The sequence below is a fragment of the Faecalibacterium sp. I4-3-84 genome, assembly GCF_023347255.1.
Lineage (GTDB): Bacteria > Bacillota > Clostridia > Oscillospirales > Ruminococcaceae > Faecalibacterium > Faecalibacterium taiwanense.
In genome coordinates, this window is the sequence record NZ_CP094466.1 from 376,415 (window position 1) to 391,858 (window position 15,444).

Consider the following 15,444-nt stretch of genomic DNA (forward strand, 5'->3'; position numbering starts at 1 on the left):
GTGCCGGGCTGTTTACCGGCGACGCTGATTATTATACCGTACCGCCCGGCAATTGTCAACCACAAATTTGCATTTTCTGCAAAAAAGTTGGAAACCCACCTGTCTGTGTTCAAAAGGCTTCACTTTTGCGGGCTTCACCTGTGTCATCATTCAAGTTTGCCAGGACATACACGAAGAAAATTGATTTGCTTTCCCTTTTGTAAACTATTATAATGGAGAGTGTCATTTTGTCGCCTGTAAGAGCTGCGTCTGTTATGCCGCCGAGGGCATACAGGCGCGTTTTCGTGCGCAGAAATAGGAAAAGCCAGCATAAAGGAGCAAACACAATGTATAAGATCACTGAAAAAGTCGCGCTGAATCCCACCGTGACGAAGATGGTCATTGAAGCCCCGCTGATCGCCAAAAAGGCAAAGCCGGGCCAGTTTATCATTGTGCGCCCGTTTGAGGACAGCGAGCGCATCCCCCTGACCGTGGCCGGTTACGACCGCGAAAAGGGCACTGTGGATATCATTTTTCAGATCGTGGGCGGTACCACGATGGAACTGAACAGCCTGCAGGTGGGCCAGAGTGTCCACGACTTTGTAGGCCCGCTGGGCCGCGCCACCGAGGTGGAAGGCCTGAAGAAGGTATGTGTCGTGGGCGGCGGCGTAGGCTGCGCCATCGCTCTGCCCATTGCCCGTGAGCTGCACGAGCAGGGCTGTGTGGTGCACAGCGTGGTGGGCTTCCGCAATAAGGACCTGCTGATCCTTGAGGACGAGTTCAAAGCCTGCAGCGACGAGCTGCGCATTATGACCGACGACGGCAGCTATGGCACCAAGGGTGTTGTTACCGCTGCACTGGACGAGCTGGTGGCCGCCGGCAACCAGTACGATCTGGTCATCACCATCGGCCCGCTGATCATGATGAAGTTCGTGGTCAAGACCTGCCAGAAGCATGGCCTGAAGAGCATCGTTTCCATGAACCCCATCATGATCGACGGCACCGGCATGTGCGGCGGCTGCCGCCTGACCGTTGGCGGCGAGACCAAGTTCGCCTGCGTGGACGGCCCCGACTTTGACGGCGATCTGGTGGATTTTGATGAGGCAATGGCCCGCGGCACCATGTACCGCCCGTTTGAGGCACACGCCCGTGAAGCGGCATGCAATCTGCTCAATCAGGAGGTAAAATAAGATGGCTTTCAATATGGACCCGAAGAAGTGCCCCATGCCCACGCAGGACCCCAATGTACGCAACAAGAACTTTAAGGAAGTTGCACTTGGCTACACCGAAGAAATGGCCGTGAACGAAGCAAAGCGCTGCGTGCACTGCAAGAACAAACCCTGCCAGACCGGCTGCCCTGTGGGCATCGATATCCCCGAGTTCATCGGCCATGTGGCCGAGGGCGACTTTGAAGCCGCTTATCAGGTGATCAACCGTTCCTCTTCCCTGCCCGCTGTCTGCGGCCGTGTATGCCCGCAGGAGAGCCAGTGCGAGGGCAAGTGCACCCGCGGCATCAAGAACGAGCCGGTGGGCATCGGCCGCCTGGAGCGCTTTGTTGCCGACTGGCACCGTGAGAATGTGCACACCGCCCCCGTCGTGCCCGAATGGAACGGCCACAAGGTGGCCATTATCGGCGCAGGCCCTGCCGGCCTGACCGCCGCAGGCGATCTGGCAAAGCTTGGCTACAAGGTCACCGTTTACGAGGCCCTGCATGTGGCCGGCGGCGTGCTGATGTACGGCATCCCTGAGTTCCGTCTGCCCAAGGCCATCGTGCAGCAGGAGATCGACGGCCTGAAGAAGATGGGCGTTGATTTTGAGTGCAATATGGTCATTGGCAAGGTGCTCACCATCGACGAGCTGATGGACGAGTACGGCTACGAGGCCGTGTTCGTAGGCTCCGGTGCCGGTCTGCCCCGCTTCATGGGCATCCCCGGCGAGAGCCTGAAGGGCGTCTACTCTGCCAACGAATTCCTGACCCGCTCCAACCTGATGAAGGCTTATCTGCCCACCAGCAAGACCCCCATCCGCACCGGCAAAAAGGTCGCCGTTGTGGGCGGCGGCAACGTGGCTATGGACGCTGCCCGCAGCGCCCTGCGTCTGGGTGCCGAGACCGTGTACATCGTCTACCGCCGCGGCATGGCTGAGCTGCCCGCCCGTAAGGAAGAGGTGGAGCACGCCGAGGAAGAGGGCATCATCTTCAAGACCCTGTGCAACCCTGTGGAGATCCACGCCAACGACGAGGGCTTTGTCAAGTCCATCACCTGCATTGAGATGGAGCTGGGCGAGCCGGATGCTTCCGGCCGCCGCCGCCCCATCGAAAAGAAGGGCAGCGAGTTCGAGCTGGATGTGGACACGGTCATTATGAGTCTGGGCACCAGCCCCAACCCGCTGATCCGCTCCACCACCCCGGGTCTGGAAACCAACAAGCACGGCTGCATCGTTACCGACGGCGACGACGGCAAAACCAGCCGCGATGGTGTGTACGCCGGCGGCGATGCCGTGACCGGCGCGGCCACCGTCATCAAGGCCATGGGTGCAGGCAAGGCTGCTGCAAAGGCCATTGACGAGTACATTCAGAGCAAGTAATCCCCTGTGAAGGTGGGCACCGCCCACTGAATACCGGATATGAAAAATCCCCTGTGCCAGTGCACAGGGGATTTTTTGCATCTTATTCTGCGGTCTCCGTTGTGAGCGCCGGGTAGCCCGTCCGCACGCACCGCACAGCGCACCGGGCGCTGCCGCCGGTGGTGCAGGTAAAGAGGGTCAGATCCCATTCATCGGACTCCTCCGTCTTTTCGGTCATTTCCTCAATTTGCGTGGGCTGCAGGTTTTCCACATAGGAGACCTCGTAGGTCCAGCGCATACCGTCCATATCCGTAAAATAGACCTGCGCGCCCTCGGTCAGCCACTTGATGGGGCTGAAATGCTTTGCATAGTTGTGGGCGCAGACCACCATGTTATCCGCATAGGTGGAACCGGAGTAACGGCCCGGTGCGATTTTCAGGCCCGCATAGCTCCACTGGCTCATCACCGGCAGTTCCAGCCCGATGGATGGAATGGACAGATAGCCGATGTAATCCCAGCCGTTCAGTTCGGTCACGGTCATTTCCTGCGTGGGGTCCAGCTCCGGCTGCAGCGCCACGGTATCCGATTTTGCCTTTTCCTCAATGGAAGCGTTCAGGGTCTGCTCCAGCTCGCCCAGCACCTCCTGCGAGGCCTTGTCTGCACGGGATGCATCCCACTTGTTATAGGCCAGCAGGGCTGCTGCCGCAAGGATCAGCAGCGCGCCCAGCACCATACACACTCTTCCGATTTTCTGTCGCATAGCAATGTTTCCTTTTTGTTTCGCGGTAGGTTTCATCCCTTTCAGTATATGCGCAATTGGTATGTTTGTCCAGTAAAAACTTACCGCACTGCCCGGTCCGGCACAAGGCGGCACACAAACCGCACCATCAGCGGGGTCAGCGGCAGCCACACCAGCGTGCACACCACATTGAACAAGGTGTGCGCATTAGCGATCTGCCGGGCGATCACGGCAAGCTCCGGCCCTTTGGGCGAAAGTGCAGCCGTCAGCCGCACATACAACGGCAGACCGGCGCAGAACACCGCCGCGCCGGTCAGATTGAACACTGCATGGGCCACAGCCACCCGCTTTGCGTCCCGGCTTGCGCTCAAGGATGCCAGCACTGCCGTGATGGTGGTGCCGATGTTATCGCCCAACAGCACCGGCAGCGCACCCGCAAGACCCAACAGACTGCTGCCGTCCAGCCCGGGGCGGGCTGCAAAGTTCTGCAGCAGGGCAATGGTAGCCGAGCTGCTCTGCACTGTCAGGGTCATGCCAAGCCCCGCCAGCAGCCCCAGCCATGGGTGCTGCCGCACCCGACCCAGCCAGTGCACAAACACCGGGCTTTGCGCCAGCGGTTCCATGGCAGTGCCCATATCGGCAATGCCCTCGAACAGCAGGCCAAAGGCGAACACCGCCCGGCCAATGGCCCGGGCCTTCTGCCCTGCACAGGCAAAGCAGAGCAGCAGCCCGGCCAGCAGCACAAGGCCGCGCACATCTTCCAGCCGGAAGGCCAGCAGCTGTGCGGTAATGGTGGTTCCGATGTTGCAGCCAAAGATCACCGGGACCGCCTGCCGCAGGGTCAGCAGGCCCGCACTTACAAAGCCCAGCACCATCACCGTGACTGCCGAACTGCTTTGCAGCACCGCCGTGACCGCAGCCCCCGCCAGCACGCCCCGCACCGGGCTGCCGGTCACAGCGGCCAGCAGGCTTTTCAGGCGGCTGCCTGCCGCTGTTTCCAGACTGTGGCTGAGCGCATCCATGCCGTATAAAAACAGTGCCAAGCCGCCAAAAAGTGTAAAAATTCTTGTCAGGTTCTGTTCCACTGCCGCCGCCCCTCCCGCAGAAACATTTCTTATTCTATTTATGCAGCTGCCGGGCGGTTCAGGCTTTCTGCCGCCCTCCCCTTTTTGTGAACTTTTTTAAAATTATCCTAAACTGCCCTTGCATTCTGGGTGCGGGAGGAATATTATTGTCAGGCGTTAATAGTTAACAGCTGTTAAGCATTTTGCAATGAGGAGGGATAAAATGTTGAACGAGACCGAAGCCGCCGCGAGCTTTCACGGCCTGTGCCATTTTTTCGGACGGCTGAGCAAGGCATCCCGGGCCGGCATGAAGGCGGCTCTGCGGGGCTGTCCCAAGTGCCACTTTCCCATGCTGGAGGGTCTGGCTCACACGATCAGTACCCATGGGCAGAACGGAGCGGTGTATGTTTCCGATTTTGCCCGGGAGGCACACCAGCCGCTGCCAGCCATCAGTCGCAGCCTGCGCCAGCTGGAACAGGACGGCCTTGTTCTGCGCGAAGCGGACCCGGCTGACCGGCGCAAAACGCTGGTGCGCATCACGCCGGAGGGCTACGCCGCCTGTGCCCGGTGTGAAGATGCCCTCAGCGATTATTTTGCCTGCGTGATGGCCCGGCTGACACCGGAGCAGGTGCAGCAGATGAATACTTTGCGCGGCGCACTGATGGATGCCATCCTTGCGGAAAACGCTTCCCGTGAAGCAAAAAACAACGAAGGGAGAACCGAACTATGACGAAAATTTTCAAGCAGCTGGCCCGGCACTGGGCCGTCTGTCTTGTGGTGTTCGCGCTGCTGTTCGTGCAGGCGTACTGCGATCTTTCGCTGCCGGACTACACCAGCAGGATCGTGGACACCGGCATCCAGCAGGGCGGCATTGAAAGCCCCCTGCCGGAAACGATACGCCAGAGCACGCTGGATGCCCTCACGCTTTTGATGAGCGAAGAGGACGCTGATGCGCTCCAGAACGCCTACGGGTATTATCTTCAGGACGACGGCGTGCTGAAGCTGCGCACCGACCTGACCGATGACGAGCGCACCGCGCTGGAGGATGCCGTCACCACGCCGGACATCGTGCTGTATATGGCCGCCGCGCAGGCAGCGAGCGCCCCCGCCGGGCAGGACACCATGGGCATGACCGGCCTTGCTGACATGCAGGCGGCATCCTCTGAGAGCACCACCACGGATAGCGAGACCGTCACCCCCACTGCCGAAGATCTGGACACCGTATGCGCCCAGTTTGCCGCTATGAGCCAGATGCCCGGCTTCACCCGCGAAGCTGTCCAACAGCAGCTGGCCGGTGCTTTTGCCAGTCTGGATGATACCCTGATGGAGAACCTCAAAAGCCAGTCCATGCTGCTGGTGCAGCTGGAATACGAGGCACAGGGCATTGCCCACGATGTGCAGATGCGCTACCTTTACCGCGTAGGCGGCCAGATGCTGGGCCTGACTTTGCTGATGGTGGCTGTGTCCATTGCGGTGGGCTTCCTCGCCTCCCGTGTGTCCGCCGCCATTGGCCGCGACCTGCGCCGTGAGACCTTTGCCAGCGTCATCGGGTTCTCCAATGCAGAGATTGAGAATTTTTCCACCGCATCTCTCATCACCCGCACCACCAACGACATCCAGCAGGTGCAGTTCGTCTGCGTCATGCTGCTGCGCATGGTGGCCTATGCGCCCATTCTGGGCATTGGCGGCGTGCTGCATGTGCTGAACAGCAGCACCGGCCTTTCCTGGATCATCGTGCTGGATGTGGCCGTTCTGCTGCTGCTCATCCTCTTCCTGATGAGTGTGGCCATGCCCAAGTTCAAGATCATGCAGAAGCTGGTGGACCGGTTGAACCTCGTCAGCCGCGAGATTCTGACCGGCATCATGCCGGTGCGTGCCTTCAGCCGTGAAAAGTTTGAGGAGGAGCGCTTCGACAAGGCCAACAAAGACCTGATGAGCACCCAGCTGTTCACCAACCATGCCATGGTTGCCATGATGCCCTTTATGACCCTCATCATGAACGGCACCAGCCTGCTGATCGTCTGGTTCGGCGGCAAGGCCATGGACAACGGCACCATGCAGGTGGGCGAGATGATTGCATTCATCACCTACACCATGCAGATCGTCATGTCCTTCCTGATGCTGGCCATGGTGGCCGTCATGCTGCCCCGCGCCGGTGTGGCTGCGGAGCGCATCGACGAGGTGATCCGCACCAAAGCCACCATCAACGACCCGGACGAAGCTGCTGCAAAGCCCGCGCAGGAGCACGAAAACTGGCAGGGTGAGGTAGAGTTCCACGATGTGAGCTTCCGCTTCCCGGGTGCGGACAGCGATGCGCTGGAGCACATCAGCTTTACCGCAAAGCCCGGCGAGACCACCGCCATCATCGGCTCTACCGGCTGCGGCAAATCCACCCTGCTCGACCTCATCCCCCGCTTTTATGATGTCACCGGCGGCAGCGTGACCGTGGACGGCATCGATGTGCGCAATATGCCGCAGGCACAGCTGCACGACCTGCTGGGCTATGTACCCCAGAAGGGCGTGCTGTTCAGCGGCACCATCGACTCGAACCTGAAGTTCGGCGGGGAGCACATCACCGATGCCGATGTGAAAAAGGCCGCTGCCATTGCGCAGGCCACCGAGTTCATCGACGCAAAACCGCAGGGCTACCAAAGCCCCATTGCACAGGGCGGCTCCAATGTGTCCGGCGGCCAGAAGCAGCGCCTTTCCATTGCACGCGCCATTGCCAAGGACCCCAAAATTTATCTGTTCGACGACAGCTTTTCTGCCCTCGACTTTAAGACCGATGTTGCCCTGCGCCGTGCACTGAAAGCCCAGACCGATAACGCTACCGTTATCATTGTGGCACAGCGCATCTCCACTGTGCTGCACGCAAACCAGATCCTGGTGCTGGACGAAGGCCGCCTGGTGGGCAAGGGCACCCATGCCCAGCTGATGGCTTCCTGCCCGGAGTATCAGGAGATCGCCCGCAGCCAGCTGAGCCAGAAGGAGCTGGACCTCAAATCTCTGAATACCGAAAAGGAGGGTGAGTGATATGCCAAGACCCGGACGCATGACGACCGAACGCGCCAAGGACTTCAAGGGCACCCTGCTGCAGCTTGTGCGCACCCTTGGCCGCTACCGCCTTTCGCTCGTTACCGCCATTGTATTTGCCATTCTTTCTACCATCTTCAATATTGCAGGCCCTAAGGTGCTGGCAAAGGCCACCACGGCTCTTGCCACCGGCTGGATCGCCAAGCTGCGCGGCACCGGCAGCATCGACTTTGTGTATATCGGCCGCATCCTGCTGTTTTTGCTGGGCATGTACCTGCTGAGCAGCGCCTTCAGCTTTATTCAGGGCTGGCTCATGACCGGCCTTTCCCAGAAAGTCTGCTACGACTTCCGCAAGCAGATCAGCGAAAAGATCAACCGCCTGCCCCTTGCCTACTTTGAAAAGCGCACCGTGGGCGAGGTGCTGTCCCGCATCACCAACGATGTGGACACGCTGGGCCAGAGCCTGAACCAGAGCATCACCCAGCTCATCACTAGTGTGACCACCATGATCGGCGTGCTGGTCATGATGCTGTCCATCAGCCCGAAGATGACCCTGATCGCCCTACTGATCCTGCCGGTCTCGCTGGCGCTGGTGCTCATCGTGGTCAAGTTCAGCCAGAAATACTTCAAGGCACAGCAGGCCATTCTGGGCGTTGTGAACGGTCAGGTGGAAGAAGTCTACTCCGGCCACAACGTGGTCAAAGCCTTCAACCGCGAGGCCGTGGTGCTGAACGACTTCAACGCCGCCAACGATAAGCTGTACGAATCCGCATGGAAGAGCCAGTTTCTCTCCGGCCTGATGATGCCCATTATGAACTTTGTGGGCAATCTGGGCTACGTGGCGGTGGCCATCGTGGGCAGCATTTTTGCGGCAAACGGCACCATTACCATCGGTGACATTCAGGCCTTCATCCAGTACGTCAAGAACTTCACCCAGCCCATCCAGCAGCTTTCTCAGGTGTCCAACATGCTGCAGAGCATGGCCGCTGCCGCTGAGCGGGTGTTCGAGTTTCTGAACGAGCCGGAAGAGGATCAGCAGGCAGACCCGGCCCGCCGGGCCGACCCCGGCTGCATCAACGGTCAGGTGACATTCAGCCATGTCCGCTTCGGCTATACGCCCGAAAAGACCGTCATCCACGATTTCAGCTGTGAGGTCAAGCCCGGCCAGAAGGTGGCTATCGTCGGCCCTACCGGCGCGGGCAAAACTACCATGGTCAAGCTGCTCATGCGCTTCTATGATGTTGATTCCGGTTCCATCACCCTGAATGGCCACGATGTGCGTGACTTTGACCGCAGCGCCCTGCGCGAGGGCTTCGGCATGGTGCTGCAGGACACATGGCTGTTCAAGGGCACCATCATGGAGAACATCCGCTATGGCCGTCTGGATGCTACCGACGAAGAAGTGATCGCCGCCGCCAAGGCTGCCAACGCCGACCACTTCATCCGCACCCTGCCCGGCGGCTACCAGATGGAGCTGAACGAAGACGCTTCCAACGTGAGTCAGGGCCAGAAGCAGCTGCTCACCATCGCCCGCACCATTCTGGCAGATAACCGCATCCTAATTTTGGACGAGGCCACCAGCAGCGTGGATACCCGTACCGAGCAGCGCATCCAAACCGCCATGGACCGCCTGATGGAGGGCCGCACCAGCTTTGTGATCGCACACCGTCTTTCCACCATCCGGGATGCCGACCTCATCCTTGTGATGCGAGATGGCGACATTGTGGAGCAGGGCACCCACGACCAGCTGATCGAAGCAGGCGGCTTCTACGCCGACCTGTACAACAGCCAGTTCGAGGACGTGGTGGAGTAAAGAACTTTTCCCTTTTTGAATGATTCCCTTATCAACACCGCCCGGCAGTTCTCCGAACTGAGAACCGCCGGGCGGTGTTTCTTTTTTATTCCTGAATCGCTTCCAGCTTCAGGCCGAACAGCTTTTCCGAGAAGGACGGCAGCTGCTGCTGCAACGCGCGGGCATAGGCCATTACCACCGGATCTTCGCGTTTTTGCCCCAGCACGATGCCAAAGCGGTGTCCCCTGCCCCAGTCCAGCACCCGCACAAAGCTGAGATCCGGTCTGCGGTAATAGACCGCCGGGACCATCTTGAGCGCCGGGTCCCCATAAGGCGCACTGCGGATGCCGCCCACCGGCGTAAACTCCACCCCGCGTTCCATCCCCTCCTGCAGCAGACTTGTCTCATAGACAGTCTGGTACATCTCCTTGATGGGCAGCCAGCGGTATTGCAGCGCCTGCTCCAAGGTCAGCCTGCCCACCGGCATATCGGCAGGCGGGTGGATGGGGATGCAAAGCTCCGGCACATAGAACAGCGGCACAAAGGTAAGCCCCTGCGCGTAGAACTCTGCACTTTCCAGCTGAAAGGAAAGATCCATCTCCCCTTTTTTCAGGCTGCGCCAGATTTCGCTGCGGTTGGCGCACTTCCCCAGAATGGGCGTGTATTGCAGGCACAGGTCACTGGTGAGGGAAAACACATCATACACGAACATCCGCATCGCCTCGTGACAACCGGCGATCTGCAGATGCCTTTCCGGTGGGTTTGCCTGCTGCTGCACCGCACGGGCATGGCGCACTGCCTCCTGATACAGGGCCGTCAACTGCTTTGCCTTGGGGTAAAAGTCCCGGCCTGCCGGGGTAAGGATCACCCGACGCGGCACATGCTGAAACAGTTCAAATTGCAGCTGTCCTTCCAATGTGCGGATCTGCTGCGAAAGTGCCGACTGCGAAAGATACAGCGCCTCTGCCGCTGCCGAAAAGCTGTCCATCTCTACGATCTTCACAAATCCTTCCAGTGCACTCTGGTTCATCTGTGCGTCCTCACCTTCTCACATTAGGGTTTTCTAAATTATAATATAACAAATTTGAATTGTAAAGTGTGCCGCTCTACGATACAATTGTTAAAGATTCAGCAAAGTAGTTTTTACCCTGCTGCACGATAAGAAGGAACACAACAAAGAACAAAAAGAAAGAGAGCATCCCTATGAACAAGATCTCCCGCAAAGGCTTTCTGAAGATCGCTGCTGCCGCCGCCATGAGCGGTGTCACTGCCGGCGCACTGGCTGCCTGCAATTCCGCCTCCAGCTCCACTGCCTCCGGTGCTGCCGGTCAGTACATCCCCGGCACCTACGAGGGCACTGCCGAGGGCATCTCCTCCACCGTCAAGGTCACCATGACCTTCTCCGACAGTGCTGTCACCGACGTGGTGGTGGACACCTCCGGTGAGACCGCTTCCTTCGGCGCTGCCGCTGCCGATGAGCTGCGTGAGCAGCTGCTTTCTGCCGGTTCTGCCGAAATCGACGGCGTTTCCGGCTCTACCATCACCTCCGATGCTGTGATGAAGGCTGCCAAGAGCTGCTATGCACAGGCAAAGGGTGAGGCTGTGGTGTCCAGCGTGCAGCTGCCCACAGGCGACACAAACGACTGGCTGGGCAAAGAACCCGATATCGACGAGGCTGCCATCACCGAGACCGTAGACACCGACATTCTCATTGTGGGTGCAGGCAACGGCGGTATGTTTGCTGCCGCCTATGCTGCCAAGAATGGCTTAAACTTCCGTGTCATTGAGCAGAATGCCAACGTACAGGACACCCGCCACTGGTACGGCGCGATCGACTCCGCTGCTGCCAAGGCCGCCGGTGAGCAGCCCGCCGACCGCGCCAAGCTGCTGAGCGAGATCTCCCGCTATGCCTCCGGCAAGTGCGACCAGCGCGTCGTCAAGACCTGGATCAACGAGTCTGCCGCTATGCACGATTTCATGCGCAGCATTCTGGAAGACAAGTACGGCTGGGTGTGCGATTTCACCTCTGGCAGCGAGGCTGCATGGCCCGCAGAGAACGCGGAGCACAACACCGACTACCTCTTCCCTGTGCAGGAGCACAACTACATGGCAAGCGAACGCGAGTCTGGTCTGGCTCGTAATGAGCTGCTGCTGCAGTACATTCAGGAGCTGGGCTACGATGTAGACTTCAAGACCAGTCTGGCCAAGCTGGAAAAGAACAGCGAGGGCCGCATTACCGGCATCATCGCCCAGAGCACCGAGGATGACCACTTCATCCGCTACAACGCCAACAAGGGCGTTCTGCTGGCCTGCGGCGGCTTCCCCGGCAACCCCTACATGATGGAACAGCTGGACCCGCTGGGCACCAGCGTCACCACCGCCTGCTCCTACTCTCCTGCCGACAAGGGCTACGGCATCCGCGCTGCCGTGTGGGCCGGTGCCAATCTGGACAAGGAAGCTGCTCCCATGCTGTTTGACCGCGGCATCGTGGCTCCCGGCGTGGATGCAGGCTACGTGGACAGTGACTCCGCCTTTGGCGGCAAGGCCTTCCCCGGCAAGATCCGCCAGTACAACCCCGGTACCCAGCCCTTCCTGAAGGTGAACCGCAACGGCGAGCGCTTTGCCAACGAGAGCTGCCCCTACAACGATATCGTCTACGCTGCTGCCCACCAGCCGGGCCGCGTCTACGCACAGATCTGCGATGCCAACATTCTGGAGGACGCAAAACGTTTCCACACCATCGGCTGCTCTGCCCAGACCCGCAACGGCGGCGAGAAGTACATTCAGGGTAAGATGGACGAGGCTATTGAGGCCGGAGCATTGTTCAAGTGCGATACGCTGGACGAGCTGGCTGACAAGATGGGCTTTACCGGTGCTGCCAAGGACACCTTCCTTGCTACCGTGGAACGTTACAATGAGCTGTACGATAAACAGAACGATGAGGATTTCGGCAAGCCTGCTTACCGCCTGAGTGCCATCCGCACTGCGCCCTTCTATGGCTGCTGGCTGGGTGCCTCTCTGCTGACCACCGAGCAGGGCATTGCCATCAACGAAAAGGGTCAGGCGCTGGACAACAACAACCAGCCCATGGAGGGCCTGTATATCACCGGTGATATGTCCGGCAGCTTCTTTGCCAACAACTACCCCTGCCTGATGGCTGGTGTGGCCATGGGCCGCACCCTGACCTTCGCCATGAAGGCCGTCAAGCAGATGGCCGGTCTGGATAACGCCTGATCCAGCGCGGTTTTCCGGCACAACTTAAGCGTTTTTCCATTTCTTCTTTCTTCATGAAGAGAGGCGGTCCCTGTTTGGGGCCGCCTCTCTTTGCCATTTTTTCGCCACCCGCCCCCTACACAAATCCCCACGATTGTGCTATGATAAAGCTGAACAGCCGGTTTGTGCCAGACAACCGGCAAAATCGAGGTGTTTGTACAAATGTCTGATCTCCTTGAAACTCTGCAGAAGGAAGGGGTAGACCCCGCTCTGCTGGAAGCAGTCCAACAGTACCGCGCTGCCCATGCCCTGCCGGACGCACTGCGACCACGCATTCCCTCCCCTGCCTTTACTTATTATGGAAAGGATGTGTGGGAGCAGGCGCTGGCGGCGCTGCTCTGCGGCGAAAACCTGCTGCTGGCAGGCGGAAAAGCCACCGGCAAAAACGTGCTGGCCGAGAATCTTGCCGCCGCCTTTGGCCGTCCTGCGTGGGACATCTCCTTCCATGTGAACATGGATGCAGCATCCCTCATCGGTATGGACACTTTTGCGGACGGTCAGGTGGTGTTCCGGCCCGGCCCGGTATACCGCTGCGCCCAGTGCGGCGGCTTTGGTGTGCTGGATGAGATCAACATGGCCAAAAACGAAGCGCTGGCCGTGCTGCACGCGGTGCTGGACTTCCGCCGTGCCATCGATGTGCCCGGCTACGACCGCATCCCGTTGGCGGAGGAGACCCGCTTTATTGCCACCATGAACTACGGTTATGCCGGCACTCGTGAGCTGAACGAGGCCCTCACCTCCCGTTTCGTGGTCATCCAGATGCCCACCATTACGCAGGACGATCTGGAAAAGCTGCTGCGTACGCAGTTCCCCGATCTTGCTTCCAAGTATGTGCGCCAGTTTGCACTGTTGTTCCTTGACCTGCAGAAAAAGTGCGACAGTGCGGAAATTTCCACCAAGGCGCTGGACCTGCGCGGCATGCTGGATGCCCTGCGGCTGATCCGGCGCGGCATCCCGGCAGGCGCGGCACTGGATATGGGCATCACCAACAAGGCCTTTGACTCCTACGAGCAGGGCCTGATCCGTGATGTGATCGCAGCGCGCATTCCGGCCAAGCTGGATGCCGCCAAGCTCTTTGGCTGATGGACGCCCAGAGTTACACCGCGCAGGAGCGGCGTGCGGCCAATCAGGTCTGGGCTGCTGCAGGAGCCTATGGCTTTGAGCCGCTGTTTCTGGCCCGCTATACCGACGGCACCACCGATTTTTACATGAACACGGTCGTGGGCCTCATCCACAAATATTACGGTGACGCGCTGATTCGCAGCGTCTTTGACGCATGGGACGGTGATCTGCGGCAGACCATGCTGGACGACATGACATGGCTGTATCTGGAAAACGCCGCCTATCGGCTGGAGCTGCCCCGCCGCCCGGTTCTGGAAGCGCTGCGCCATGCCCATGCAGATTACTTTTTTGCGATTCAATACAAGCTCTCCCGTCAGGAGTGGATGGCAAAAAATCAGCTGGTGTACACCATGCAGGCTGCACGCTGGCGGCGTGTGCTGGGCCGTGCCGACCCGGTGATGACCCCTTACGAGTCCGGCCTTGCCGCCGCGCTGGCCCCGGAGCATGTGCCGGAGCCGGAACAGCTGAAAGCCGAAATTTTATCGATCTACGCAAAATTCAACCTGTTCGACGGCACTGTGCACCAGAGAGCAGCTTTGCATCTGCATCTGGACGGCCTGCTGGCAAAGCTTGCCACCAAAGCCATGCCCACCCAGATGATCAAAACGGACCGCGTGACCGTGGAGCACTCAAGCTCCGTGGATGCTGTGGGCGGCGGGCTGGCGGTGGACAAGCGCCGGGCCCACATCACCCTGAAGCAGAATGCCGCGCAGGACAAGGCCTACATCGAAAGCTGCTTCGGCCGCTCTCTCTACCCGCCGGAACGGCTGCGCAAGGCTGAGCAGGAGCTTTGCGTGGGCGACCATCTGGGGTGCCATTTGTGGTTCAGTGCCGGTGTGCCCAGCCCGGAGCAGGCTCCCACACCGGAAGCAAAGCATCTGGCTGAGCAGGCTGAACTTCAGGCTGACCGCAACCGCGCTTATTACGCCAAAAATCGGGAACTGCACCGCAGTGTGGTGCTGCGGCTCACCGAGCAGATCCGCAACTGCATCCTTGTGCACCAGCAGCCCAACGCCCGTGTTGCCCGCAGTGGCAATCTGAACGCTGGGCGCATCTGGCGCGCACCACTTTTGAACGATGACCGGGTGTTTTTGTGTGCCGAGGAAGAGAACCAGCCCTCCTTCACGGTGGATCTTCTGCTGGATGCATCTGCGTCCCGCCTGCACTGTCAGGAAGTGATCGCGGCGCAAGGATCCATTTTGGCCCAGAGCCTTGCAGCCTGCGGTATCCCGGTGCGGGTGTCCAGCTTCAGCAGCCTGCGGGGCTACACCGTACTGCGTGTGCTCAAAGGCTTTGCAGACAAAAACCTGCAGAACATCAACCGATATTTTGCTTCCGGCTGGAACCGTGACGGCCTTGCCCTGCGGGCCGCAGGCGACCTTTTGCGGTTTGCGCCCGGTCCTGCGCCGCGGCATCTGCTCATCGTGCTGACGGACGCTTCGCCCAACGACAGCCGCCGCATCCCGCCCAGTGCAGAAAACCCGCTGGGCTGCGGTTACGAGGACGCTGCCGGTGTGGCTGACACTGCCGCGCAGGTGCGTGCGCTGCAGCGCATGGGCATCCGGGTGTCGGCTGTGTTCATGGGTGAGGACAGCTCTGCCGGTGCCGCTGCACAGATCTACGGCAAAAACATGGCCCGTATCCGCGGCATGGACCAACTGGCCCGCGCGGCCGGGCGGCTGATCCAAAACGAGATCCGTGAACTGGGCGATTGAACCATATTTTACCAGAACAGCCCACAGATGGGAGGCTTTTGCCTTGCCGTCTGTGGGCTGTTTTTGATACAGAACACAACTGATTCACTCTTGCAACAACCATGTTTCGGGTCACTGTTGCAGGATGCGCGGAAATATTTTGTTTTTCTGCAAACTTATAGT

11 protein-coding genes are annotated in these 15,444 nt (G+C 59.5%); 8 read left to right on the top strand and 3 right to left on the bottom strand.

The features are described 5' to 3' along the window. Positions 1–326 precede the first annotated feature (326 nt). Complete coding sequence (locus tag MTP41_RS01790) at positions 327–1,169, top strand: sulfide/dihydroorotate dehydrogenase-like FAD/NAD-binding protein (protein ID WP_044954207.1); 843 nt, start codon at positions 327–329, stop codon at positions 1,167–1,169. Position 1,170: 1 nt separating this feature from the next. Continuing rightward, entirely contained in the window at positions 1,171–2,565 is a 1,395-nt protein-coding gene (gltA, locus tag MTP41_RS01795; protein WP_249236054.1) for an NADPH-dependent glutamate synthase, read from the top strand. A gap of 82 nt (positions 2,566–2,647) precedes the next feature. Here the strand turns inward: gltA and MTP41_RS01800 are convergent, their stop codons facing one another. Together MTP41_RS01800 and MTP41_RS01805 are read right to left on the bottom strand one after the other, a co-directional pair. After that, on the bottom strand, positions 2,648–3,304 hold the full coding sequence (locus MTP41_RS01800; RefSeq protein ID WP_249236055.1) for a sortase: 657 nt from the start codon (positions 3,302–3,304) through the stop codon (positions 2,648–2,650). An 80-nt stretch (positions 3,305–3,384) separates the two neighbouring features. Then, positions 3,385–4,368 carry a Na/Pi cotransporter family protein gene (locus tag MTP41_RS01805; protein ID WP_249236056.1) on the bottom strand — a complete coding sequence of 328 codons (984 nt, stop codon included), beginning with the start codon at positions 4,366–4,368 and terminating at the stop codon, positions 3,385–3,387. A 202-nt stretch (positions 4,369–4,570) separates the two neighbouring features. Between MTP41_RS01805 and MTP41_RS01810 the strand changes: the two genes are divergently transcribed. From MTP41_RS01810 to MTP41_RS01820, 3 genes are read left to right on the top strand one after another with little or no spacing between them, the layout of a single operon-like run. Next, on the top strand, positions 4,571–5,077 hold the full coding sequence (locus MTP41_RS01810; protein ID WP_194173936.1) for a MarR family winged helix-turn-helix transcriptional regulator: 507 nt from the start codon (positions 4,571–4,573) through the stop codon (positions 5,075–5,077). Then, a complete protein-coding gene (locus tag MTP41_RS01815) occupies positions 5,074–7,380 on the top strand; it encodes an ABC transporter ATP-binding protein (protein WP_249236057.1) in 2,307 nt (768 codons plus the stop codon). The genes MTP41_RS01810 and MTP41_RS01815 overlap by 4 nt, the downstream gene beginning before the upstream one ends. Before the next feature lies 1 nt (position 7,381). Further along, complete coding sequence (locus tag MTP41_RS01820; protein ID WP_249236058.1) at positions 7,382–9,193, top strand: ABC transporter ATP-binding protein; 1,812 nt, start codon at positions 7,382–7,384, stop codon at positions 9,191–9,193. Positions 9,194–9,278: 85 nt separating this feature from the next. Here MTP41_RS01820 and MTP41_RS01825 read toward each other — a convergent pair whose 3' ends face one another. Then, the gene (locus tag MTP41_RS01825) at positions 9,279–10,202 is read right to left on the bottom strand and encodes a LysR family transcriptional regulator (RefSeq protein ID WP_097777582.1); all 924 of its coding nucleotides are present in this window, start codon (positions 10,200–10,202) and stop codon (positions 9,279–9,281) included. Between the two features lie 173 nt (positions 10,203–10,375). Between MTP41_RS01825 and MTP41_RS01830 the strand changes: the two genes are divergently transcribed. The 3 genes from MTP41_RS01830 to MTP41_RS01840 all read left to right on the top strand — a co-directional run bounded on the left by MTP41_RS01830 (position 10,376) and on the right by MTP41_RS01840 (position 15,282). Further along, positions 10,376–12,406 (top strand): FAD-binding protein, encoded by a 2,031-nt coding sequence (locus MTP41_RS01830; protein ID WP_249236059.1) that lies wholly within the window; start codon positions 10,376–10,378, stop codon positions 12,404–12,406. 201 nt (positions 12,407–12,607) lie between these two features. Further along, complete coding sequence (locus MTP41_RS01835) at positions 12,608–13,528, top strand: AAA family ATPase (protein ID WP_249236060.1); 921 nt, start codon at positions 12,608–12,610, stop codon at positions 13,526–13,528. Beyond that, positions 13,528–15,282 (top strand): hypothetical protein, encoded by a 1,755-nt coding sequence (locus MTP41_RS01840; RefSeq protein WP_249236061.1) that lies wholly within the window; start codon positions 13,528–13,530, stop codon positions 15,280–15,282. The genes MTP41_RS01835 and MTP41_RS01840 overlap by 1 nt, the downstream gene beginning before the upstream one ends. Positions 15,283–15,444: the final 162 nt, after the last annotated feature.